21 protein-coding genes are annotated in these 21,356 nt (G+C 64.6%); 13 read left to right on the forward strand and 8 right to left on the reverse strand.

Translation table 11 applies throughout. The features are described from left to right. The 3 genes from pcaG to Q0687_RS25965 all read left to right on the forward strand — a co-directional run bounded on the left by pcaG (position 1) and on the right by Q0687_RS25965 (position 3,618). Complete coding sequence (gene pcaG, locus Q0687_RS25955; RefSeq protein ID WP_298883305.1) at positions 1 to 603, forward strand: protocatechuate 3,4-dioxygenase subunit alpha; 603 nt, start codon at positions 1 to 3, stop codon at positions 601 to 603. A 185-nt stretch (positions 604 to 788) separates the two neighbouring features. Next, positions 789 to 2,480: a methyl-accepting chemotaxis protein gene (locus tag Q0687_RS25960; RefSeq protein WP_298883307.1), complete on the forward strand. Its 1,692-nt coding sequence runs from the start codon at positions 789 to 791 to the stop codon at positions 2,478 to 2,480. 49 nt (positions 2,481 to 2,529) lie between these two features. Beyond that, positions 2,530 to 3,618, forward strand: coding sequence for a phosphotransferase (locus tag Q0687_RS25965; RefSeq protein ID WP_298883308.1), 1,089 nt, complete (start codon positions 2,530 to 2,532; stop codon positions 3,616 to 3,618). Positions 3,619 to 3,811: 193 nt separating this feature from the next. On the opposite strand, the gene Q0687_RS25970 is transcribed toward Q0687_RS25965, so the two are convergent. Genes Q0687_RS25970 through Q0687_RS25980 form a run of 3 tightly spaced genes read right to left on the reverse strand, consistent with a single transcriptional unit; the run spans position 3,812 to position 7,023 of the window. Further along, positions 3,812 to 5,368: an MDR family MFS transporter gene (locus Q0687_RS25970; protein ID WP_298883310.1), complete on the reverse strand. Its 1,557-nt coding sequence runs from the start codon at positions 5,366 to 5,368 to the stop codon at positions 3,812 to 3,814. Between the two features lie 4 nt (positions 5,369 to 5,372). Beyond that, positions 5,373 to 6,548 (reverse strand): HlyD family secretion protein, encoded by a 1,176-nt coding sequence (locus Q0687_RS25975; protein WP_298883311.1) that lies wholly within the window; start codon positions 6,546 to 6,548, stop codon positions 5,373 to 5,375. Continuing rightward, complete coding sequence (locus Q0687_RS25980) at positions 6,541 to 7,023, reverse strand: MarR family transcriptional regulator (protein WP_298883314.1); 483 nt, start codon at positions 7,021 to 7,023, stop codon at positions 6,541 to 6,543. Before Q0687_RS25980 ends, Q0687_RS25975 begins: the two co-directional genes overlap by 8 nt. 156 nt (positions 7,024 to 7,179) lie before the next feature. On the opposite strand from Q0687_RS25980, the gene Q0687_RS25985 reads away from it, so the two are divergent. From Q0687_RS25985 to Q0687_RS26005, 5 genes are all read left to right on the forward strand, one after another. After that, positions 7,180 to 7,674, forward strand: a complete 495-nt coding sequence (locus Q0687_RS25985) for a transcriptional repressor (RefSeq protein WP_298883316.1) — start codon at positions 7,180 to 7,182, stop codon at positions 7,672 to 7,674. Positions 7,675 to 7,709: 35 nt separating this feature from the next. Continuing rightward, the gene (locus Q0687_RS25990; protein ID WP_298883318.1) at positions 7,710 to 8,663 is read left to right on the forward strand and encodes a DMT family transporter; all 954 of its coding nucleotides are present in this window, start codon (positions 7,710 to 7,712) and stop codon (positions 8,661 to 8,663) included. Positions 8,664 to 8,675: 12 nt separating this feature from the next. Further along, positions 8,676 to 9,959 carry a flavodoxin-dependent (E)-4-hydroxy-3-methylbut-2-enyl-diphosphate synthase gene (ispG, locus tag Q0687_RS25995; protein WP_298883321.1) on the forward strand — a complete coding sequence of 428 codons (1,284 nt, stop codon included), beginning with the start codon at positions 8,676 to 8,678 and terminating at the stop codon, positions 9,957 to 9,959. Positions 9,960 to 10,096: 137 nt separating this feature from the next. Further along, complete coding sequence (locus Q0687_RS26000; protein WP_298883323.1) at positions 10,097 to 10,993, forward strand: TauD/TfdA family dioxygenase; 897 nt, start codon at positions 10,097 to 10,099, stop codon at positions 10,991 to 10,993. Continuing rightward, the gene (locus Q0687_RS26005; RefSeq protein WP_298883383.1) at positions 10,990 to 11,802 is read left to right on the forward strand and encodes an N-acetylmuramoyl-L-alanine amidase; all 813 of its coding nucleotides are present in this window, start codon (positions 10,990 to 10,992) and stop codon (positions 11,800 to 11,802) included. The genes Q0687_RS26000 and Q0687_RS26005 overlap by 4 nt, the downstream gene beginning before the upstream one ends. Before the next feature lie 12 nt (positions 11,803 to 11,814). Here Q0687_RS26005 and Q0687_RS26010 read toward each other — a convergent pair whose 3' ends face one another. The 3 genes from Q0687_RS26010 to Q0687_RS26020 form a co-directional block, all read right to left on the reverse strand. Beyond that, a complete protein-coding gene (locus tag Q0687_RS26010) occupies positions 11,815 to 13,425 on the reverse strand; it encodes a Na+/H+ antiporter (protein WP_298883326.1) in 1,611 nt (536 codons plus the stop codon). 71 nt (positions 13,426 to 13,496) lie between these two features. Then, positions 13,497 to 14,354 (reverse strand): class A beta-lactamase, encoded by an 858-nt coding sequence (bla, locus tag Q0687_RS26015; RefSeq protein WP_298883329.1) that lies wholly within the window; start codon positions 14,352 to 14,354, stop codon positions 13,497 to 13,499. Positions 14,355 to 14,568: 214 nt separating this feature from the next. Further along, positions 14,569 to 14,943: a nuclear transport factor 2 family protein gene (locus Q0687_RS26020; protein ID WP_298883332.1), complete on the reverse strand. Its 375-nt coding sequence runs from the start codon at positions 14,941 to 14,943 to the stop codon at positions 14,569 to 14,571. 95 nt (positions 14,944 to 15,038) lie between these two features. On the opposite strand from Q0687_RS26020, the gene Q0687_RS26025 reads away from it, so the two are divergent. Next, positions 15,039 to 15,467, forward strand: a complete 429-nt coding sequence (locus Q0687_RS26025) for a GFA family protein (RefSeq protein WP_298883335.1) — start codon at positions 15,039 to 15,041, stop codon at positions 15,465 to 15,467. A gap of 180 nt (positions 15,468 to 15,647) precedes the next feature. Then, positions 15,648 to 17,471, forward strand: coding sequence for a caspase family protein (locus Q0687_RS26030; RefSeq protein WP_298883338.1), 1,824 nt, complete (start codon positions 15,648 to 15,650; stop codon positions 17,469 to 17,471). Positions 17,472 to 17,490: 19 nt separating this feature from the next. Here the strand turns inward: Q0687_RS26030 and Q0687_RS26035 are convergent, their stop codons facing one another. Together Q0687_RS26035 and Q0687_RS26040 are read right to left on the reverse strand one after the other, a co-directional pair. Continuing rightward, the gene (locus Q0687_RS26035) at positions 17,491 to 18,201 is read right to left on the reverse strand and encodes a DUF1345 domain-containing protein (protein WP_298883341.1); all 711 of its coding nucleotides are present in this window, start codon (positions 18,199 to 18,201) and stop codon (positions 17,491 to 17,493) included. A gap of 144 nt (positions 18,202 to 18,345) precedes the next feature. After that, positions 18,346 to 19,269 carry a polyprenyl synthetase family protein gene (locus Q0687_RS26040; RefSeq protein ID WP_298883343.1) on the reverse strand — a complete coding sequence of 308 codons (924 nt, stop codon included), beginning with the start codon at positions 19,267 to 19,269 and terminating at the stop codon, positions 18,346 to 18,348. Between the two features lie 161 nt (positions 19,270 to 19,430). On the opposite strand from Q0687_RS26040, the gene mtgA reads away from it, so the two are divergent. The 3 genes from mtgA (at position 19,431) to Q0687_RS26055 (ending at position 21,239) form a co-directional block, all read left to right on the forward strand. Then, positions 19,431 to 20,105: a monofunctional biosynthetic peptidoglycan transglycosylase gene (mtgA, locus tag Q0687_RS26045; protein ID WP_298883344.1), complete on the forward strand. Its 675-nt coding sequence runs from the start codon at positions 19,431 to 19,433 to the stop codon at positions 20,103 to 20,105. A gap of 169 nt (positions 20,106 to 20,274) precedes the next feature. Further along, positions 20,275 to 20,457: a 50S ribosomal protein L32 gene (gene rpmF, locus Q0687_RS26050; protein ID WP_007598106.1), complete on the forward strand. Its 183-nt coding sequence runs from the start codon at positions 20,275 to 20,277 to the stop codon at positions 20,455 to 20,457. A 143-nt stretch (positions 20,458 to 20,600) separates the two neighbouring features. Continuing rightward, positions 20,601 to 21,239 (forward strand): hypothetical protein, encoded by a 639-nt coding sequence (locus tag Q0687_RS26055; protein WP_298883347.1) that lies wholly within the window; start codon positions 20,601 to 20,603, stop codon positions 21,237 to 21,239. Positions 21,240 to 21,356 lie beyond the last annotated feature (117 nt).

A 21,356-nucleotide genomic window follows, 5' to 3' on the forward strand; every position in this document is an offset into this window, starting at 1 on the left:
GTGCAGGATTCTGTGAAGCCCGATGGGATCACGCCGTCGCAGACGGTCGGCCCGTTCTTCAAATACGGCCTGACGCCGACAGGCGATTACGCCTGGAACGACGCCTTCACCAATTCGACGCTGACGCCTGACGTTTCCGGCGACCGCGTCCGCATCGAGGGCCGCGTGCTCGACGGCGACGGCGCGACCGTCCCCGACGCCATGCTGGAGATCTGGCAGGCGGATGCGCAGGGGCGCTACGCCGATCCGCAGGACAAGCGCGCGCTGCCGAATGCGAGCTTCCGCGGCTTTGCCCGCTGCGGCACCGACAAGGACGGAAATTATTCCTTCGACACCATCAAGCCGGGCCCGGTGCCCGATGCCGACGGCAAGCCGCAGGCGCCGCACATCGTGCTGGCGGTGTTCGCGCGCGGCATGCTGCGGCATCTCTATACCCGCATCTATTTCAGCGACGAGGCCGGCAACGCATCCGATCCCGTGCTGACGCTGGTGCCGGCCGACCGCCGCGCCACCCTGACCGCGGTGCGCGAGGCCGGCAAGGCGGTCTATACGCTCGACCTGCGCTTGCAGGGCGATAACGAGACGGTGTTCTTCGACGTGTGAGGCAAGGACCGGCGACATGAGCCGCCGGCACTCGTTCTTCTCACTGAGCGCAGAACGATCGAGATTGCATCGCATTCCCGTAATTTCCCGGGGTGCTTGCGATGCGATTCTTGCGCGCAGAAAGTCCGTGTTTACCGCAATCCGCTAGCCTCGTCCCAATTTGGCGCGGGCTATTGGATTGTTTCATGAAAATTCGTCTTTCCCTGTCTTCAGCGATCATTGCATTTGGGATCGTTCTTGCCATCGGCTTTGCAGTGGTGGTCGCCACCAGCCTCTATGCGCTGCGCGAGCTCAAGGTCGGCGGTCCGCTTTACTCCGACATCAAGCTCGGCAACGACCTCATCGCCGACATCCTGCCGCCACCGGAATACGTCATCGAGGCCTATCTCGAAGCCACCCTTGCGATGCGCGAGCCAGACCAGTTGGCGATCCATGGCGAACGTCTGGTCCAGCTCCGCAAGGATTATGACGAGCGCAAGGCCTATTGGACCGCGTCCAGGCTCTCGACCGACCTGAAGACGGCGCTGGTGTCCAAGTCCGACGCCGAGGTGCAGAAATTCTGGAAGCTGTTGTCCGATCAGCTGCTGCCGGCCCTCAAGGCCAAAGACGCGGCTGCGTCCGAACGCGCCTATGCGCAGCTCAAGGCCGCCTACACCGCGCATCGCGCGGTCATCGACAGCATCGTCGAAAGCGCCAACAAGCAGAATGCCGACATGGAGAAGCTGGCCGCCGAGCGCGACAGTGCGATGCTCTATATCCTGCTCGGCGTCTCCGCGGCCGTGCTTGCCTTCATTGCCGCCGGTCTGCTCGGCGTTGCGTTCGGCGTGGTGCGCCCGATCGTGCGCATGACGGATACCATGCAAAAGCTTGCGACCGGGGATCTCGCCGCGGACATTCCTTTCGCGCAACGTCAGGACGAGGTCGGCTCGATGGCCGGCGCGCTCCAGGTGTTCAAGCAGGGAGCGATCGAGAACGCTCGCCTGCGCGAGGAGCAATTGCGGAACGAGCAGGAGGCGGCGCTTGCCAAGCGCGGTGCGCTGCATCAGATGGCCGAGACCGTCGAACGCGAGACCGGCCGCTCGGTCGACACCGCGAGCGCGGCGACGCAAGGCGTCGAGCAGGCCGCTTCGAGCCTGTCCGCGATTGCGCGATCCCTGTCCACGGAATCACAGGCGGTTGCGGCCGCCTCCACCCAGGCGCTCGGCAGCTCGCAGACCGTCTCCGCCGCCGCCGAACAACTGAGCGCCTCGATCCGGGAGATCGCGAGCCAGGTCGGGCGCACCTCGACCGTCACCAAAGAGGCGGTCGCAGGCCGCGAGCAGGCGCGCTCGACCATCCAGGCGCTGGCGGGCGCGGTGAAGAAGATCGCCGAGGTCTCCGACCTGATCGGCGGTATCGCCGGGCAGACCAATCTGCTCGCGCTCAATGCCACGATCGAGGCGGCACGCGCCGGTGAGGCCGGTCGCGGTTTCGCGGTCGTCGCTGCCGAAGTGAAATCCCTGTCGGACCAGACTGCGAAATCCACCGAGGAGATCGGGCGACTGATCGCGGAGATCCAGACCTCGACGCAGGCCGCGGTCGATGCCGTCGAGACCATGGGTGGCCATATTGTCGAGATCGACGGCGTGGCGACTTCGGTTGCCGCCGCGATGGAAGAACAGGATGCCGCGACGCGGGAGATCGCGCGGTCGATCTCCGAATCGGCATCTGCGGCGCAGGAGGTCTCGGCCAAGATCGCCAATGTCAGCCGAGACGCCGCGTCAGTGAACGAGCGCGCCGCGGAGGTCAGGCAGGCAATCGCAGGCATGGCCGCCAATCTGGAATCGCTGCGCGCGGTCGTAGTCCGCACCGTGCGCGACTCGACCGCTGCGGCTTAACGCGCGGCATCAGATCGGCCGCTGGCGCGTGAGGGCGTGATCGTGCAGTATGGCACGGGGCAGGGGCATCATGGCTATGACACCTCCACAACTGCCGGCGGTCGTTGAGCCTGGAGCACTCACGGCGGCACTGCGCAAGGCCGGGGCGCTGGACGCGGGCGCGGTGCGCGAGGTGAAGGTGCTGCACGAGCGCGACACCGTCGTGTCGCACATTGCCCGGCTCGGCCTGCGCTATGTCGGAGAGTCCTCGGGTTCGCCGCAGACGCTGATTCTCAAGACGCCGCATGCCGATTTTGCCGAGACGCTCGCCGAGGGCGGCCGCCATGAGGTGACCTTCTACTCGAAGCTGGCGCCGAAAATGCCGCCCGGACTGGCGCCGCGCTGCTTTGACGGACGTTTCGACGATCAGGGCGGGGCCTGGCATCTCCTGCTCGAGGACCTCACCGACAGCCATGAGATCGCAACGCAATGGCCGCTGCCGCCATCGCGCGAGCAGACCTTCGCGATCGTCGCCACGCTCGCGCGCTGGCATGCGGCCTGGTGGGATCATCCCGAACTCGGCGACACCGTCGGCACCTTGGCGAGCCCTGAAGACAGCGCGCGGCACATCGAGACCTTTGCCGGCCATTACGACCGCTTCGCCGATCTGCTCGGCGATCGACTCAGCGAAGAACGCCGCATTCTCTATCGCCGCCTGATCGACCAGTCGGCCCGGCTGTCCGAGCGTTACCATTCACGTCGTAACCTCAGCATCACCCACGGCGATGCCCATACCTGGAACTTCTTCCTGCCGCGCGCCGGCGTCACCGACACTGTGCGCATGTTCGATTTCGACCTGTGGGGCGCCAACGTCCCGACCAACGACCTCGCCTATATGATGGCGCTACATTGGTTTCCGGAACGCCGGCAGGCGCTCGAACGCCCGCTTCTCAATCTCTATCACGACACATTGCTGGCCAGCGGCGTCACCGGCTACACGCGCGGTGCGCTCGATCGTGACTACCGCTTGTCCGTGCTCTGGCACATTACCAAGCCGGTCTGGCAATGGGCCATCAACATCCCGCCGGTGATCTGGTGGCACCATCTGGAGCGGATCATGATGGCGGTCGACGATTTGGGGTGCGAGGAATTGTTGTAGCGACTGGCGCGACACACTCAGTGTCGTCCCGGCGAAAGCCGGGACCCATACGCCGCAGCAGTCGTTTGGCGAAGACAGGCCATGACCATCTCGTGCAACAATTAATGCTGCGGCGTATGGGTCCCGGATCGGCGCTCCGCTTCGCTACGCTTGTCCGGGACGACGAGCGGAATTTTGCGCAGTGCCTTGAAGCCTACTCCATCACGGCATGTTCCGGCCCCGCCGCCTGCTTGCGCAGCGAGGCCTTGGTCGAGCCGATCATCAGCGCCAGCGGGATGGTGCAGAGGATGAAGAACATCACCAGCTGGTAGTCGTGCGAGAAGGCGATGATCTGCGCCTGCACGCTGACCATGCGGTCGGCCATGGCGCGGCCGGCATCGGTGGAGAGATTGATCAGGCCGCGCACGTCGGGCATCTGGAGCGCGTGGTTGAACGGGTTGATGTGCTCCGACAGGATCGCATAGGTCTTGCGTGTCCCCTGCGTCAACTGGGCAATCACGATGGAGATGCCGACCGAGCTTGCGACGTTGCGGAGCAGCGTCAGCATCGAGGTGCCGTCGGTGCGCAGATGGTTCGGCAGCGTCAGGAACGACACCGTCGATAGCGGCACGAAGACGAGGCCGAAGCCAAAGCCCTGGATCACGCTGACGATGACGATCTCCGGCACCTGGGTCTGGTCGGTCCAGCCGGTCATCTGGAACAGCGAGGCCGCCGTCAGGGCCAGGCCGCAGATGATCAGGGTGCGTGCCTCGATGTACTTCATGATACGGCCGACCATCATCATGGCGAAGAAGGTGCCGAAGCCGCGGCTCGCGAGCAGGCCGCCGGCGGTCATGATGGGATAGCCGATGACGTTCTGGAGGTAGGGCGAGGCCAGCGCCATGGTCGAGTACAGCACGAGGCCCATCACCGTCATGAAGATGCAGCCGGTGAGGAAGTTGCGGTCCCGAAACAGCGCGAACTGGATGAACGGACGCGAGGTCGTGAAGGAGTGTGCGAAGAAGTAATAGAACGCGATGCCTGAGATGACGAACTCGGTCACGATCTCGACCGACTCGAACCAGTCGAGCTGCTCGCCGCGGTCCAGCGCGAGCTGGAGGGCGCCGATCGCGATCGCCAGCGCGCCGAAGCCGAACCAGTCGAACTTCAGGCTGAGATTCTTCTCAGTCTCGTCCATGAAGACGGCGAGCCCGAAAACGGTGATCGCACCGAACGGCAGATTGACGAAGAACACCCAGTGCCAGGAATAGGTCTCGGTCAGCCAGGCGCCGAGCGACGGACCCATGATCGGCCCCATCATTACGCCCATGCCCCAGATCGACATCGCCTTGGCGCGTTCCTGCAGCGTGTAATAATCGAGCATGACCGACTGCGACAGCGGCACCAACGCGGCGCCGAACACGCCCTGCAGCAGGCGGAACAGCACCATCTGGTTGATGTCCTGCGCCAGGCCGCACAGCACGGAGGCGAAGGTGAAGCCGGCGGCGCAGATGATGAAGATGCGTTTGCGACCGTAACGGTTGGAGATCCAGCCCACCGGTGCCGTCATGATCGCGGCGGCGACGATGTAGGAGGTCAGCACCCAGTTGATCTGGTCCTGCGAGGCCGACAGCGTGCCCTGCATGTAGGGCAGCGCGACGTTGGCGATGGTGGTGTCCAGCGCCTGCATGATGGTCGCCGTCATGGCGCAGATCGTCACCATGTTCCGGCGCAGGCCGGGGACCATCAGGGCAGGATTGGACTCCGCCATCGGATCAGTCCTTATCCTGGTCTTTATCTTGGCTTGCGGTCGCCGACAGGCCGAGCAGACCGGCGAGCGAGCGCTTGTGGCCGGTGTCGATAGTGGCGTAGACGCTCATACCGGCCTTCAGCTTCTTCACGTATTTGTCGTTCTCGTCGAAATAGATGCGGATCGGCACGCGCTGCACCACCTTGACGAAGTTGCCGGTGGCATTCTGCGGCGGCAGGATCGCGAATTGCGCGCCGGTGCCGGGCGAGAGCGAGCCGATCGTGCCCTTGAAAGTATGGTTCGGGAACGCATCGACCTCGAGGGTCACATTCTGTCCCTCGGTGACGTAAGTGAGATCGCTCTCCTTCGGATTGGCATCGACCCAGGGATGGGCGATGTCAATGATGGAGAACACCGGCGTGCCGGCGGCGACGAAGCGTCCAAGCTGGATCTGATCCACCTGTGTCGCAATGCCGTCCATCGGCGCGCGCAGCACGGTATGGTCAAGATTGCGCTGGGCGTCTTCGAGCTTGGCCTTGGCCTGGACGTAAGGCGGGAATTGCTCCAGCGGCAGCGTGGGATTGCCGAGCAATTGCGTCTTGGCGTTGGAGAGCTGCTGCTTGATGAATTGCGCCTGCGCGCCTGCGGTCACCAGCGCGTTCGAGGCGTTGTCGAGGTCGAGCTGCGAGCCGAAACTGTTCTTCACCAGCGCCTGCTTGCGCTCGACGTCGCGCTGCTTCAGATCGATGCCCTGCTGGGCGAGATTGAGCATGTCGCCGTAGATCTTGATGTTGGCGATGAGATTGTCGTAGGTCGTCTGCGCCTGGGCGAGCTGCGCCTTGGCCTCGTCCACCGCGAAGCGGAACGGCACGGGATCGATCTCGAACAGCTCGTCGCCCTTCTTGACCGACTGGCCTTCCTTCACGACGACCTTGTGGATCTTGCCGGAGATATCGGGCGTCACCAGCACCTTCTGCGCGCCGACATAGGCGTCGTCGGTGCCGACATAGCGACCGCCATTGAGATAGAAAGTCAGGCCGGCGGTCACGGCAACGATCGGCAGCACCACCATGAGCAGGAAACGGCGATAGCGGCGCAAGCCTGCGAGGAAGCGGCGGCGCGGGTCGGTGCCGGCCTTCTTGGTCGGCTTGCCGCTGTCGATCTTCTGCTCGGGCTGGAATTTGAGGACTTGTTCAGCCATAGCGCTGCTCCTTACGTGCTTGTTCCGCGCCGGAGGACTGGATCGCGTTACGCACGTTTTCTTTGATTGTTTCGAGTTGGGTGAGGAGGCGGTGCGCGTCCGCCGGGCTGATGCCTTCGAGCGCGTTCGCCGTGAGTTCCGATTTCAGGCCGCTCATCTTGCCCAGCAGCGCGCGGCCGGCCTTCTTCAGATAGAGGCGCTTGACGCGGCGGTCCGTGGCGTCGTTGCGGCGCTCGATCCAGTCGTTGTCGCAGAGCTTGTCGATCAGCCGCGTCAGCGTGATCGGCTGCATCTCCAGGAGCTCGGCGAGTTCCGATTGCTTCATGCCCTCGCTGCGCTCGACCTTGGCCAGCACGGCCCATTGCGCGCGGGTGATGCCGAAGCGCGAGGCCTCCTTGTCGGCATAGACTCGCAGCAGCCGGTACAGCTCGCCGAGCGTGAACAGGAAATTCTGGTCGACAGACCCGCGGGTCATAAGCTTGGTCTCCAATAAGCTTGAATATAATAAGCTAGCTTATGATTATTTCACGGCGGGTTAATGCGATGCTGTCCCGCAGCAAAAGCATGGCTGACCGCCGCGATGGCGGTCGTGCTTTGGGTTCCCCGGCCAAAATGCTAGAACGCGAACCGAATGACCCTCGCTAAGCCGGCCTTTCCGACGCCCGACCATGATCACGGCCGCTGCACCGCGGACGCGCTGGCGCATGCAGAAACGGTTTGCGCGCAGCGCGCGCAGAAATTCACCCCGATCCGGCGCCAGGTGCTGGGGGCCTTGCTGTCCAGCCACCGCCCGCTCGGCGCTTATGAAGTGATCGACGAACTCGCCAAATCGATGCCGCGGCCGGCGCCGATCACGGTCTATCGTGCGCTCGATTTCTTGATGGCGAATGGCCTCGTGCACCGCATCGAAAGCCGCAACGCCTATCTCGCCTGTGCCGCCCACGACCACGATGCGACCTCGGCGGTGGCGTTCCTGATCTGCGAACGCTGCGGTCTGGTCGGCGAGATCCCGTCTGGATCGTTTGCCAAGGAGCTCAACGCCGCGGCGCGCGCGTCAGGCTTCGCACCAAAGCTGTCCGTGGTGGAGATCACGGGCGTCTGCACCCATTGTCAGAAAAAATCGTAAAGCAACAACGGCGCAAAGCCGGATATCGGGAAGACATGTCCTCACCTCAAGCCATTCCGTCCGCCGCGCGCCCCCTTAGTGCCGGTGCCATCGCCCTGATGCTCATGCTGTGCCTGACCTGGGGGTTCAACCAGATCGCGGTGAAGCTGGTGCTGCCGGATGTGCCGCCGATGCTGCAGGCCATGATCCGTTCGATGGGCGCATTGCCGGTGCTGTTCCTGATCGGTACGTATCGCGGCGTCAAATTCTTCGAGAATGACGACACGTGGAAGCCCGGCCTGATCGCAGGCCTGATGTTCGGCATCGAATTCGTGCTGATCTTCCAGGGCCTGCGCCTGACCACGGCGTCCCGCGCGGTCGTGTTTCTCTACACCACGCCCTTCTTCGTCGCGCTCGGGTCCTACCAGATGCTCGGCGAGCGGCTGGGCGGATCGCAATGGTTGGGATTGGCGATCAGCTTTGCCGGCGTCGCGCTCGCGATCGGCGTGCCGCAGGCTAATGTGGATGCGCATGTCCTGCTCGGAGATCTCCTGATCGTCGGCGGCGCCTCGCTCTGGGCCGCGACCACGCTGCTCGCCAAGGGCACGCGGCTGCGCTTTGCTGCGCCGGAGAAGGCGCTGGGCTACCAGGTCGCGACCTCGGTCCCGATCCTGGGCGCGGCCGCCTGGCTGTCAGGGGAATCCATCACCCATACCCCTTCGCCGCTCTCATTCGGCTTGCTGGCCTTCCAGGCGATCTGGGTGGTGGGAACCACGTTCACGCTTTGGTTCGCGCTGGTGAAGACCTATTCGGCCAGCAAATTGTCGGCTTTTACCTTCATCACCCCTTTGTTTGGCGTGGTGGGTAGCTATTTCATCATGCACGACACCCTGAGTCTGGCCTTTGGGGCGGCTGCCGTCCTTGTAATCGCTGGGCTTTTTCTGGTTAACCGTCCGAGCCAAACGGCTGCGGCGCCGGCAGATGCATTGCTGAACGTCACCAAAACCTGATATTTGGACCCCATGAACAAGCTCGAAAACACCATCGATTCCGACCTCGCGGGCCCCGCGCCCCGGCACAAGACCACCCAGGTGAAGGTGGGCGACGTCGCAGTCGGCGGCGGTGCACCGATCGTCGTGCAGTCGATGACCAACACCGACACCGCCGACATCGACGGTACCATCGCCCAGGTCGCAGCGCTCGCGCGCGCCGGCTCCGAAATGGTCCGCATCACCGTGGACCGCGAGGAGGCTGCTGCCGCCGTCCCGCACATCCGCGACGGTCTCGCCAAGCGTGGCATCACCACGCCCTTGATCGGCGACTTCCATTACATCGGCCACAAGCTGCTCGCGGCCTATCCGGCCTGCGCCGAGGCGCTGGCGAAGTACCGCATCAATCCCGGCAATGTCGGCTTCAAGGACAAGCGCGACACCCAGTTCGCCGACATCATCGAGATCGCGAACAAGAACAACAAGCCGGTGCGCATCGGCGCCAATTGGGGCTCGCTCGATCAGGAACTGCTGACCAAGCTGATGGACGAGAACGCCGCCTCCGCCAATCCGCGCGACGTCCGCGCGGTGACACGCGAGGCGATGGTGCAGTCCGCGCTGCTCTCGGCCGCGCGTGCCGAAGAGCTCGGCATGCCCAAGGACCGCATCATCCTTTCGGCCAAGGTTTCGGCGGTGCAGGACCTGATCGCGGTCTATCAGGATCTCGCCAGCCGTTCCGACTACGCCATCCATCTCGGCCTGACTGAAGCCGGCATGGGCTCGAAGGGCATCGTGGCCTCGTCCGCCGCGCTCGGCATCCTCCTGCAGCAGGGCATCGGCGACACCATCCGCATCTCGCTGACGCCGGAGCCCGGCGGCGACCGCACCCGCGAGGTGCAGGTCGGCCAGGAGCTGCTGCAGACCATGGGCTTCCGCACCTTCGTGCCGCTGGTTGCGGCATGCCCCGGCTGCGGCCGCACCACCTCGACCACGTTCCAGGAGCTGGCGCGCTCGATCCAGGATTTCATCCGCGACGAGATGCCGGCCTGGAAGAGCAAATATCCTGGCGTCGAGGAGCTCAACGTCGCGGTGATGGGCTGCATCGTCAACGGCCCCGGCGAATCCAAGCACGCCAATATCGGCATCTCCTTGCCCGGCACCGGCGAGGCGCCGGCTGCGCCCGTCTTCGTCGACGGCAAGAAGTTCCGCACCCTGCGCGGCCCGACCATCTCCGCCGACTTCAAGGCGCTGGTGATCGACTACATCGACCAGCGCTACGGCCAGGGCGCCAAGGTGGCGGAGACGGCGGCGGAGTAGGCGTCTTCCAAATATTGGAATTGCAGGGCGGGTACGCGAAGCGCGGCCCGCCCTGTTCTTTTGCGCGACCATTCCCGGATCGCATCCATCACGGCGCGCTACGATACCTCCCAATCAAGACGATCGGGAGAACCGCCATGAGCTCACTCGCCGGCAAGCATGGCCCGCGCTACCGCCACACGGCCGAAGACGGCGCGCCTTACGAGACCATCGCGGTCGAGAAGCTCACGCCCATCATCGGCGCGGAAATCTCCGGCGTCGATATCGGCAAGCTGGTGTCCGATGACGCCCGATCCAACCAGCAGATCGACGAGATCCATCGCGCGCTCGCCGAAAACCTCGTCATCTTTTTCCGCGACCAGACCATCACGCCAAAGCAGCATCTCGCCTTCGGCCGCAAGTTCGGCGAGCTGCATTTCCATCCGGCAGCGCCCCATGAGGATGAAGACCCGGCGCTGATGAGGATCTACGCCGACAAGAATTCGCCGCGCGCCAATGGCGAGGGCTGGCATTCCGACGTCTCCTGCGATCTCGAGCCGCCGATGGGCTCGATCCTCTATATCAAGCAGTGCCCGCCGCGCGGCGGCGACACGCTGTTCGCCAACATGTATGCGGCCTATGAGGCGCTGTCGGATCGCATGAAGGCCTATCTCGACGGCCTGACCGCTCTGCATGACGGCGAGCCGATCTATCGCGGCCTCTATGCGAATTACGGCGTCGCCGACCGCCCGTCCTATCCAAACGCCGAGCATCCCGTGGTGCGCACCCATCCCGTCACTGGCCGGAAGGCGCTCTACGTCAACCGCGGCTTCACCCGCCACATCAACGGCGTCCCTCGCGACGAGAGCGACGCGATGCTCGCCTATCTCTATCAGCACGCCGAGAACCCGCTGTTCCAGTGCCGCTTCCGCTGGACCGAGAACGCCATCGCGTTCTGGGACAATCGCTGCACCCAGCACCGCGCGATGTGGGATTACTGGCCGCACACCCGCTCCGGCACGCGGGTGACGGTGAAGGGGGAGCGGCCGGTGTGAGAATATCGAGGCGCATCACCGCCGCTGTTGCCGCGTCGCTGATCCCGCTTCTGGCTTTGCCAGCCGAGCATGGCGACGCGGCTGCGGCCCGAAAGCTGACGCGAGCTGCAATCAAGCCGACGAAGCCAGAGACATGCGATCCACGCAAGTTCAGGATCATCCTCGATGTCGGCCACACCTCGGAATCGCAAGGCGCCACCAGTGCACGCAACGACGTTGAATTCGGCTTCAACCTGTATCTGGCACGGATGGTCGGAGAGCGTTTGAAATCGGCGGGCTTCGCCGCAACCCGCGTGCTCGTGACCGACGGCAAGGCGAGAGCGAGCCTGCTCAAGCGCGTCGGCACCGCCAACGACGCGCATGCGGATTTCTTCCTCTCGATCCACCACGATTCCGTGCCGGACAAGATGCTCGAAGCGTGGGAATTCGACGGTGCGAAGAGTTACTTCAGTGATCGCTTCAGCGGCCATTCGCTGTTCGTGTCCGAGCGCAACCCGCGCTTCGCCGCCAGCCTCGCCTTCGCCAGGCTGCTGGGCCGCGAGCTGAAGGACGAAGGCCTGCATTACGCCACCCAATACACCCTGCCGCTGATGGGGCGTTACCAGCATCCGTTGCTCGACAAGGATGTCGGCATCTACCGCTATGATGGGCTCGTCGTGCTCTCGCAGACCCGAAGCGCAGCGGTCCTGCTGGAAGCCGGCTCCATCATCAACCGCGACGAGGAGATGGCGATGAACTCCCCGGAGCGACGGGAGCTGATTGCAGCGGCCGTGACGAAGGCGATGCGGACATATTGCGAAAAGCGATAGGCCGCCGGAATCCTACAGCGGCGCCCCGCGATATTCCCGGTTCGCCAGGCTCGCCTCTTCCAGATCCAGGTCCCGTTCGATCCTCCGCCGCGTCTCATCGGTGATCTGCCCGTCGCGGAGGAGATCATGGATGAATTTGCGCTCGGCCGCGATCAGGTCGCGCGTCAGCGCGGTGCCGGCGGCCGAGACGTCGTGATGGGCGGGATTGAGCGAGTCAGGCAGCTGGTTGACGCGGATCTCGTGGCGGGCGCGCAGCAGCCGCATCACCTCGTCCGACACCTCTTTCTCCTCGGTCAACGCATCCAGGGATTTCAACGCGGCATCGAGCGCCTGCCGCCGCGCCGTGATCTCGGCCTCGTGTTCGGCGACGTGTTCGTTGCGTCCGGCCTCGGCGATGCCGAGCCAGCGCACCACCGGCGGCAGTGTCAGGCCGACGCCGATCAGCGTGATGAAGATGACGCCGAAGGCGACGAACAGGATCAGGTCGCGATAGGGGAAGGCCTCGCCGCCGGGCAGCGTGAACGGAAGTGCGAGCGCGGCGGCCAGCGACACCGCGCCGCGCACGCCGGTGAAGGCGAGCGCGAACGGCCATTGCCAGGGTGGCGACGGATCGCGCGTGCGCAGCGATTTGCTCAGCATCCGCGGCAGATAGGTCGCAGGATAGAGCCAGGCAAAGCGGGCGAGAACGATGATGGTCATGACAACGGCTGTCGCGATCACGATGTCGTCGAGCGGGAACGCTTTCGACTTCTCGTAGAGCGCGCGCATCTGGAACCCGGTGAGCAGGAACAAGAGCCCCTCGATCAGGTAGATGATGAGGTCCCAGAAGAAGATGCCTTGCAGGCGCGTCGACGCCGAGATCAGCAGCGGTCCGTTCCAGCTGACATAGAGGCCGCAGGCGACGGTGGCGATCACGCCGGAGCCGCCGACATGCTCCGGCAGCCAATAGGAGACGTAGGGCGTGATCAGCGACAGCGTCAGCTCGACCTGCGGATCGCAAGACCATTTGCGGAAGCGCAGCGAAAGCCAGCCGACGCCGATGCCGAAGGCGATTTCGCCGGCGACGATCAGGGCAAATTCGCCTGTTGCCAGCGGCAGCGAGAAATGCCCGACCATGATCGCAGCCAGCGCGAAGCGGTAGAGGATCAGCGCGGTGGCGTCGTTGGCGAGCCCTTCGCCTTCCAGGATGACCAGCAGCCGACGCGGCATGTTGAGGCGCCGGGCGATCGCGAGCGGCGCCACCACGTCGGGCGGCGCAACGATGGCTCCCAGCAGGAAGCCGATGCTCCAGGGCAGGCCGATCACGTAATGGGTGGCGGCCGCGACAAGCGCCGCGGTGAAGATCACGGCGCCGACCGCGAGCAGCACGATCGGCCGCAGATTTTTCCTGAACTCGCGCCAGCTCATGGCGACGCTCGCCGAGTAGATCAGCGGCGGCAGCACCATCAGCAGCACCAGTTCCGGCGGCAGCTCCACCGGTGGCATGCCCGGCACGAAAGCAAGGCCGACGCCCGAGAGCATCAACAGGATGGCGGGCGCCAGATTGAAGCGCCGTGCGACCAGCGCGGTGCCGGCCAGCACCGCGAGCAGGATGAGAAAGGTCTGGAATTTCGCTGCGATCATGACCTGTCTTGGCCCGGAAGCGGCCAACAGGTCAATCAAGAGGTCAATGCAGAGTGGTCAATGCAGGATGCTTACGCCAGCTGCTTGGCCACCATGCGCCCGATCTGTGCGAACACCGTTTCGAGCTGGGCCGCATTCGGCGTGCCGCCCTGGGTATAGGCCGCGATCAGGATCGGTGCGTCGGCTTTCGGCCAGGCGACGGCGATATCGCCCGATGCGTCCTTGCCATTGTTGCCGGTCTTGTCGCCGATCTTCCAGGTTGCCGGCAGGCCGCCGCGCAGGCGGTTCGCGCCGGTCTTGCAAGCGACCATCCATTCGGTGAGTTGGGCCTTTGAGGCCGGCGACAGGGCCTCGCCCGCGACCAGCCGCTTGAGATTGCCCGCCATCGCCGCCGGCGTCGTGGTGTCCCTGACATCGCCGGGCGGCGAGCGGTTGAGCTCGGGCTCATTGTGGTCGAGCCGCGAGGTGGTGTCGCCGATCGAGCGCCAGAAGGCCGTGAGCGCGGCGGGTCCGCCGATACGCGCGAGCAGCAGATTGGCGCAGGTGTTGTCGCTGAGCTCGACGGCCGCCTTGCACATGTCGGCGACCGACATCGCGCCGGCCGAGAGGTTCTGTTTTGCGACCGGCGCGTAGTCCAAGAGATCGGCCTTGCCGTACGGAATCGTGGCGGCGAGCTTCTCCTCGCTACGATCGACCCGCGCCAGCACGCAGGCCGCCAGCGAAGCCTTGAATGTCGAGCACATCACGAAGCGCTCGTCCGCCCGCCAGGCGAGCTTCGTGCCCGTTGCGAGGTTTTCCGCATAGACCCCGATCATTCCGCCGCTCTCGCGTTCATAGGATTGGAGTTCCGGCGGGGCCTCCGCAGCCAGCGCGGGAGAGGCGGCCATCCAGGCGAGCGAGGCGAGCAGGGAGCGGCGGTCGAGATGCATGGGGCGACTTTCGAGAGGCGACTTTGTAACGTACGCTCTATCGACGCCGTCATTGCGAGCGCAGCGAAGCAATCCAGACTCTATCCATTGTGGGATTCTGGATTGCTTCGTCGCGAGGGCTCCTCGCAATGACGTGTGGCGAGAGTTGGGCTCGCAATGACGGAAAATGGAGAGCGAGTGTGCCCGATTTCGGGCACGCCGGCGAAAAGCCCCCTCACTCCTTCAAATCGTACCTGTACGATTTCGACACGATCTGCCAGCCGTCGGCGAGCTTCATCGCCACCAAATAGTCGGTGAAGAACCGCGGCGGCAGCTGGCATTTGACCTTGATGAAGGCGGTCTTGTCGTCCGAGCGGTCGATCGTGATGATGAAATCCTCGCGCGGCTTGCCTTCCGCCTTGGCGGAGGGACGCTTGCGCACCCAGGCGAGCCAGTCCGGCACGGTCAGGATCTTCAGCTCGCCCTTTTCCACCCAGCGCAGATCGGCTGACGGATGGAACACGTCGCCGAGCTTGTCGGCGTCGCCCTCGTAAAGCGCGTCAAAGTAGGCTTGCACGACGGCTTCGACGCTGGACCAATTGGGGCTCATGGGTCATCCCTTTGCATGATGGCTTGGCGGGAACTTAGTCGTACAGGTCAAATTGCGCTATGGCTGTCTTCCGCCATTTGCGGGAGGCCACCATAATGACGGGTTCACGGCATCAGAACGCTCGGATCCTTGCCGGCGAATGCTATTGCCGCGCGGTGCGTTACGAGGTCATGGACGCGTTCTCCTATGCGCTGAACTGTCACTGCTCGAACTGTCGCCGCACCACCGGTTCCGCCTTCAAGCCGTTCGCCGGCATCGAATACGGCCAGCTCCGCCTCGTCAGGGGCGAGGACAACAAGGTCATCTACGGCGACGACGTCACCCATGACGCGCACTGTATCCGCTGCGGCTCGCTGCTTTATTCCCGCGTCCGCGAAGGCAAATGGGCCCATGTCGCCATGGGAACCCTGGTCGATGCCCCCACGATCCGCCCCAGTGCCCATATTTTCGTGGGCTCCAAGGCGCCCTGGCACGAGATCACGGACAATCTGCCGCAGTATCGGGGGTACGTCGGGGATGGCTAGGGAAAGCCGGCGCGTGCGGATATGGCGGCGAACCGCCAACGCACTGGCGCGACTAACAAAAGGGACTTCCGGGCCGATTGCTCGCGCCGTCTTGGTGACCTCCATCACAAGCGCAGGCGGCGGATCTTGCTAAGGCTGTCCCCGAGGGTGTGAACTGTCCCGAATTTTGGAAATGGTGTCATGCGCAATTTGTTCAGGCTTTGCCCATTGCTCCTCGCCGTCGTGCTGATATCAGGCGCCGATCCCGCCTTTGCCGGCAAACGCGTCGCGCTGGTGCTGGCTAACTCGGCCTATCAGAACGCGCCCTCGCTTGCCAATCCCGTCAACGACGGTGCAGTGATGGCAAAGACGCTGAAGGATGCCGGCTTCGATGTCGTCAATTCCCGCCACGATCTGACCGCGCTCGATACGCGGCGCGTGCTGCGCGATTTCGCCGATGCGACCCGCGATGCCGACATCGCCGTGGTCTATTATGCCGGCCATGGCATCGAGGTCGACGGCTCCAACTATCTGATCCCTGTCGATGCCAAGCTCGAGCGCGACACCGACGTCTATGACGAGGCGCTCTCGCTCGATCGCGTGCTGGTCGCCGTCGAGCCGGCGAAGCAGCTGCGTTTGGTGATCCTCGATGCCTGCCGCGACAACCCGTTCGGCAAGACCATGAAGCGCACCTTGGCCTCGCGCGGCATCGGCCGCGGTCTCGCCCAGGTCGAGCCGGCCAACACCAACACGTTGATCGCCTATTCGGCCAAGGCCGGCTTCACCGCGCAGGATGGCGACGGCGCCAACAGCCCCTTCACCATCGCATTGTCGAAGCATCTGACGACGCCGGGCCTCGACGTCCGTCGCGCCTTCGGCTTCGTGCGCGACGACGTGCTCAAGGCGACCAGTAACAAGCAGGAGCCGTTCGTCTACGGTTCGCTCGGCGGCGAGGACGTGCCTCTGGTGCCGGTCAAGGCCGCGCCGGCGGCCGCATCGGCGCCCGCGGTCAATCCGCAAGCCGACATGCGCCGCGACTATGAGCTCGCGCTCCAGGTCGGCAACAAGCCGGCATGGGAAGCCTTCCTGGCCCAGCACCCGGACGGTTTCTACGCCAACCTTGCCAAGCTCCAGCTCGACAAGATCCAGGCCGAGCAGGTTCATGCTGCCGCAACCGAGAAGGCGAAGCAGGCCGAGGCCGAGCGCGACCGTCTCGCTTCGCTCGGCGCGCAGACGGATGCCCAGGCCAAGGCCGCTGCCAACGCGAAGGCCGCCGAACAGGCCCAGCTTGTCGCGCAGAAGGCCAAGGAGCAGGCCCAGCAGCAGGCGGCCGCCGCCGAGCAGCAGCGCGTCAATCTCGCCGCTGCGGCACCGGGCGCGGCGCCGGCCAGCGCGGCCAACCCCGCCGGTACCAATGTCGCCTCGCTGACGCCGACTGGCACACCGGCCGATCTCAGCCGCTCGGTGCAGACGGAGCTCAACCGCGTCGGCTGTTTCTCAGGTCAGGCTGACGGCGTTTGGAACACGTCCTCGCAGCGGTCGCTGTCGCAGTTCAACCGCTATGCCGGCACCAAGCTCGACGTGAAGGTGGCGAGCACCGATGCGCTCGATACGGTCAAGTCGAAGCCGTCGCGCGTCTGTCCGCTGGTCTGCGAGCACGGTTTCAAGGCCGATGGCGACGTCTGCACCAAGATCGTCTGCGACGACGGCTATGTGCTGAATGACGACAATCAGTGCGAGAAGCAACGTGCCGCCAAGCCGGCCAAACCTGCAACAGCCAAGCCCGCCACCGCCACGCGCGACGACAGCGATGACCGTCCCGCACGGCAGCGTCGTCAGCCCGGCGGTGCGGCCGCGGGAGCTGCGGCCGGCGTTGCTGCTGCTGGCGCGGGTCGTGCGTCGGGCGGAGGTGGTCAGATCTTTTGCAACGATCTGCTCTGCCGTCCCGTCAGGCCCGGCTGCCACCTCGTCTATCGCGGCGGCGGCGGCCCTCACAATGATGCCAATGCCGAGGTCTGTAACTGATCTCCGGCGAGCGTGACGGCTATGTCGAGATCGCGCTCGCCGCGATGTTCACCGTCAGCGCCAGCAGGGCCGTGTTGTAGATGAAGGACACGATGCCGTGCGCGGTGGCGGTGCGGCGGATGGTCTTGTCGGTGATGCCGACGTCCGAGACCTGCGCCGTCATGCCGATCACGAACGAGAAATAGACGAAGTCCCAATAGTCGGCATGGTCTTCCTTGTCACCGCTCGGAAACTGCAATCCGCCGGTCGGATGGCGGTAATAATCATGGGCGTAATGCAGCGCGAAAGTGGTGTGCACGGCGGCCCAGGACAGCGCGATGGTGCTGATCGCGATGGTGAGCTCCATAGCGCCGCGGTGCGGCGTGCCGAGCTCATAGACGATCGCGGCAATGCTGGCGAAGGCGCCGGTCGCCGTCACCAGCAGGATGACGAAGCGGCCGTCGTCCTGCATCGCCGCCGCACGGCGGATGTGCTGGTGGTCGTTGCACAGCATCATGGTGTAGACCAGCACGAGATAGGCTGCGATCAGCGCATCCCAGCCGAACAGCAACCGCGTCACTGGCCGGTACGAACCAGGAATGAGCAGGCAGACGAGGATGCCGATGGCAAGCGAGATGAACGTCCGCGGCCGCGCGTAGATCAGCCGCATCGGCCGCGACATCTGGCGGAAACGGGCGAGGACGGGATCTTCTTTTTCCATGCGGATCGTCCGGTGAAGCGTGAGCTGCATCGCAGGAGCGCTCCCTCCCCGCTTGCGGGGAAGGGCGGGGGAGAGGGTGTCTCCGCTAGGGACACTCCCCCAGAGGAGAGAACCCTCACCCGCGCCTTCGGCGCGACCTCTCCCGCAAGCGGGAGAGGTGGGAGCCCGGAGCTACTAGTTCTTCCGTTCAGCCACAAACCGCGCGGCGGCTTGCAGCACGGCGGCGCGGTCGCCGAAGATCGAGACGGCGCTGTCGGCGCGCGCCAGGAGATCGCGCACGCGCTGCTTGGCGCCGTCGATGCCGAGCTGGGTGACGAAGGTGGTCTTGCCGAGCGCGGCATCGGCGCCGGCCGGCTTGCCGAGCGCGGCCGCATCGCCTTCGACGTCGAGCAGATCGTCGGCGATCTGGAAGGCTTCGCCGAGCGCGCGGCCGTAATCGTCGAGCGCCTGATATTCTTGTCGAGAGGCCTGGCCGAGCAGCGCGCCGGCGATGCAGCCATAGCGCAGCAGCGCACCGGTCTTCATCTGCTGAATGCGGGCGACGTCGATCGGCTCGTTGCCGCCGAAGCGGCCTTCGCCGGCGAGATCGAGGATCTGGCCGCCGACCATGCCGCCGATGCCGGCGCAGCGCGCCAGCGCGCGCGTCAGCAGCAAGCGCACATTGGCGTCGCGATGGACCTCGTCGCGGGTGATGATGTCGAAGGCGATGGTCAGAAGACCGTCGCCGGCGAGGATCGCGGTGGCATCGTCGGTCTGCTTGTGCAGGGTGGGCCGACCGCGGCGCAGGTCCGAATTGTCCATCGCCGGCAGATCGTCATGGATCAGCGAATAGCAGTGGATGCATTCGAGCGCGGCGCCCACGAGCAGCGCGGCCTCGCGGGGAACGCCGAACACCGCCGCACTTTCGACCACCAGGAACGGCCGCAGGCGCTTGCCGCCATTGAGACTCGAATAGCGCATGGCGTCCATCAGCCGCTTGGGGCGGGCGATCTCATCGTGCAGGATGTCGTCCGACAGCAAACGCCCGAGCAAGGCTTCGGTGTCATCAGCGGTCTTGTCCAGACGCTTGGCGAAATCGGACGGGGACGTGCCGGTCATCAAGAAAGGCTCCAGAACTAAAATTCGGCGGGACAATCCTTTATGCGCCGGCCTCAGTCAATCGTTTGGAAGGCCTAAAAAGTGCTGGAAAAGGCCCGAATTATCACAGACTTAATGCCGGGATCCGTGGTCGCGTTTCATTTCCCGCCGGAAAGGTCGATTTGCGCATCGTCAAAATCCTGCTGGTAGCGCTGCTGGTCGTCGCTCTCACGCCTTACGTGATCGCGCCGTTCTACCGCACGGGTCACCCGGTTTCGACGCTGATGGCCTGGCGCTCGCTGACGGGTGCGCCAATGCATCGGGAATGGATCGATCTGGCCGAGATGTCGCCTTACCTGCCGCGCTCCGTGGTGGCGGCCGAGGACGCCCATTTCTGCAAGCATCACGGGATCGACTGGGGCGCGCTGCGCGAGGCGATCAACGATGCGCAGGAGGACGGCACCGCCTTCCGCGGCGCCTCCACCATCACCCAGCAGGTGGCGAAGAACCTGTTCCTCTGGCAGGGGCGGGATTTCGTCCGCAAGGCGCTGGAGTTTCCGCTGGCGCTCTGGATCGATTTCGTCCTGCCCAAGCAACGGATCCTGGAAATTTACCTCAACATCGCCGAGCTTGGCCCGCAGGGCCAGTTTGGGGTGGAGACAGCCAGCGCATATGCCTTCGGCAAGTCGGCCGCCAATCTTTCCCCCCGGGAGGCGGCGCTTTTGGCCTCGATCCTGCCAAATCCGGTCAAACGTAGCGCCAGGACCCCGGGGCCGGGCGTCCGGCGGCTGGCCGGAACCTACGTGGCGCGGGGGCAGGCCACCTCGCTTTTGACCTGCTGGCGGGAAAATCGCTGATTCCGGGCCCTTTTCGGGCGTATTTTCAGCTCCATCACCCTAGCTTTACGGTCAGCCTTCCTCTATAAGCCCGGCCTTGTCGGCATTCAGCTCGCCTCGTTTTGCGGGTGCTGAGCCGTCCCCTCGTGGACGATGCCCGGATGAACACCAATCCCTAGAGGATATCGAAATGGCCGTTCCGAGACGTAAAACTTCGCCGTCGCGCCGTGGCATGCGCCGCTCGGCCGATGCCATCAAGAAGCCGACCTATGTGGAAGACAAGGACTCCGGTGAGCTCCGTCGTCCGCACCATCTCGACCTCAAGACCGGCATGTACAAGGGCCGTCAGGTCCTGAAGAAGAAAGAGTCCTGATCTCAGGACTTTTCCTTGGGCGGGTTGATTGCGCCCGCCTGATTTCGGCCGATCCATGAGATATGACAGTGACGGCGGCGGAGCGAATGCTTCGCCGCCGCGTTGTCCTGCCCGGACATCTTGATCGAGAAGGCGCTTTGCCGATGGTCGGTTTCCCGCTGCTTCTGATTCCGCTCGCGGTCTACAACATCATCGCCTTCCTGATGCCCAGCGTGTCCTTTTCGGACGTGCTGTTCAAGGTGCCGATGATCACGGGGCAGGCTTGGCCGGTCACGCTGGCCGACCTGCTGCTGGCGCTCGGTGTGGTGCTGCTGCTGCTCGAAGTGGTCAAGGGCGCGCGGCCCGGCGCTAAATTCCTCATGGATCATCTGCTGTCGCTGATCATCTTCGGCGCGGCGGCGGCCGAATTCGTGATGTGGCCCAAATTCGGCAACTCGACCTATTTTCTGCTGGTGCTGCTTTCGATGGCCGATTTCCTCGGCGGCGTCGCGCAACGCACACGCCGCCGCATTGCCTATGTGGCGACGGAGACGGTGACGGTGCCGCGCAAGGCCAAGCGCCAGGCCGAGGCGCCGCCGCCTGCTACGGCGTTCGAGCCGAAGCTCGATCCCGTGACGGTACCGCAGCCTGAGCCGCCCGCGCCCTCGGCGCAATCGGTGGCCGAATCCGTCTTGATGGATCATCCCGCGCCGAAGCCGGGCATCGCGCCGTCGCCGGAAATTCCCTCGCCGCATCTGCAGCCGGGCAACGGCACGCCGTCCTCGCCCGAAGAGCCGCGCTGATCTTACGAAGCTTGGGTCTGCCGCCACAGCGCCGGTGCGCTCCCTCGCCCCGTTCTTACGGGGGAGAGGGTTGGGGTGAGGGGCCTCTCTGCGCGAATGAGATAGTCGATAGACCTG

This window comes from uncultured Bradyrhizobium sp. (assembly GCF_936928535.1).
In the GTDB taxonomy this organism is placed as follows: Bacteria; Pseudomonadota; Alphaproteobacteria; order Rhizobiales; family Xanthobacteraceae; genus Bradyrhizobium.

Excerpts from the sequence above, each read along its gene's own strand:
- Q0687_RS25960 (WP_298883307.1), top strand. The coding sequence starts at position 789 with ATGAAAATTCGTCTTTCCCTGTCTTCAGCGATCATTGCATTTGGGATC.
- Q0687_RS25965 (WP_298883308.1), top strand. The coding sequence starts at position 2,530 with ATGGCACGGGGCAGGGGCATCATGGCTATGACACCTCCACAACTGCCG.
- Q0687_RS25970 (WP_298883310.1), bottom strand. The coding sequence starts at position 5,368 with ATGGCGGAGTCCAATCCTGCCCTGATGGTCCCCGGCCTGCGCCGGAAC.
- Q0687_RS25975 (WP_298883311.1), bottom strand. The coding sequence starts at position 6,548 with ATGGCTGAACAAGTCCTCAAATTCCAGCCCGAGCAGAAGATCGACAGC.
- Q0687_RS25980 (WP_298883314.1), bottom strand. The coding sequence starts at position 7,023 with ATGACCCGCGGGTCTGTCGACCAGAATTTCCTGTTCACGCTCGGCGAG.
- Q0687_RS25985 (WP_298883316.1), top strand. The coding sequence starts at position 7,180 with ATGACCCTCGCTAAGCCGGCCTTTCCGACGCCCGACCATGATCACGGC.
- Q0687_RS25990 (WP_298883318.1), top strand. The coding sequence starts at position 7,710 with ATGTCCTCACCTCAAGCCATTCCGTCCGCCGCGCGCCCCCTTAGTGCC.
- ispG (WP_298883321.1), top strand. The coding sequence starts at position 8,676 with ATGAACAAGCTCGAAAACACCATCGATTCCGACCTCGCGGGCCCCGCG.
- Q0687_RS26000 (WP_298883323.1), top strand. The coding sequence starts at position 10,097 with ATGAGCTCACTCGCCGGCAAGCATGGCCCGCGCTACCGCCACACGGCC.
- Q0687_RS26010 (WP_298883326.1), bottom strand. The coding sequence starts at position 13,425 with ATGATCGCAGCGAAATTCCAGACCTTTCTCATCCTGCTCGCGGTGCTG.
- bla (WP_298883329.1), bottom strand. The coding sequence starts at position 14,354 with ATGCATCTCGACCGCCGCTCCCTGCTCGCCTCGCTCGCCTGGATGGCC.
- Q0687_RS26020 (WP_298883332.1), bottom strand. The coding sequence starts at position 14,943 with ATGAGCCCCAATTGGTCCAGCGTCGAAGCCGTCGTGCAAGCCTACTTT.
- Q0687_RS26025 (WP_298883335.1), top strand. The coding sequence starts at position 15,039 with ATGACGGGTTCACGGCATCAGAACGCTCGGATCCTTGCCGGCGAATGC.
- Q0687_RS26030 (WP_298883338.1), top strand. The coding sequence starts at position 15,648 with ATGCGCAATTTGTTCAGGCTTTGCCCATTGCTCCTCGCCGTCGTGCTG.
- Q0687_RS26035 (WP_298883341.1), bottom strand. The coding sequence starts at position 18,201 with ATGCAGCTCACGCTTCACCGGACGATCCGCATGGAAAAAGAAGATCCC.
- Q0687_RS26040 (WP_298883343.1), bottom strand. The coding sequence starts at position 19,269 with ATGACCGGCACGTCCCCGTCCGATTTCGCCAAGCGTCTGGACAAGACC.
- rpmF (WP_007598106.1), top strand. The coding sequence starts at position 20,275 with ATGGCCGTTCCGAGACGTAAAACTTCGCCGTCGCGCCGTGGCATGCGC.
- Q0687_RS26055 (WP_298883347.1), top strand. The coding sequence starts at position 20,601 with ATGGTCGGTTTCCCGCTGCTTCTGATTCCGCTCGCGGTCTACAACATC.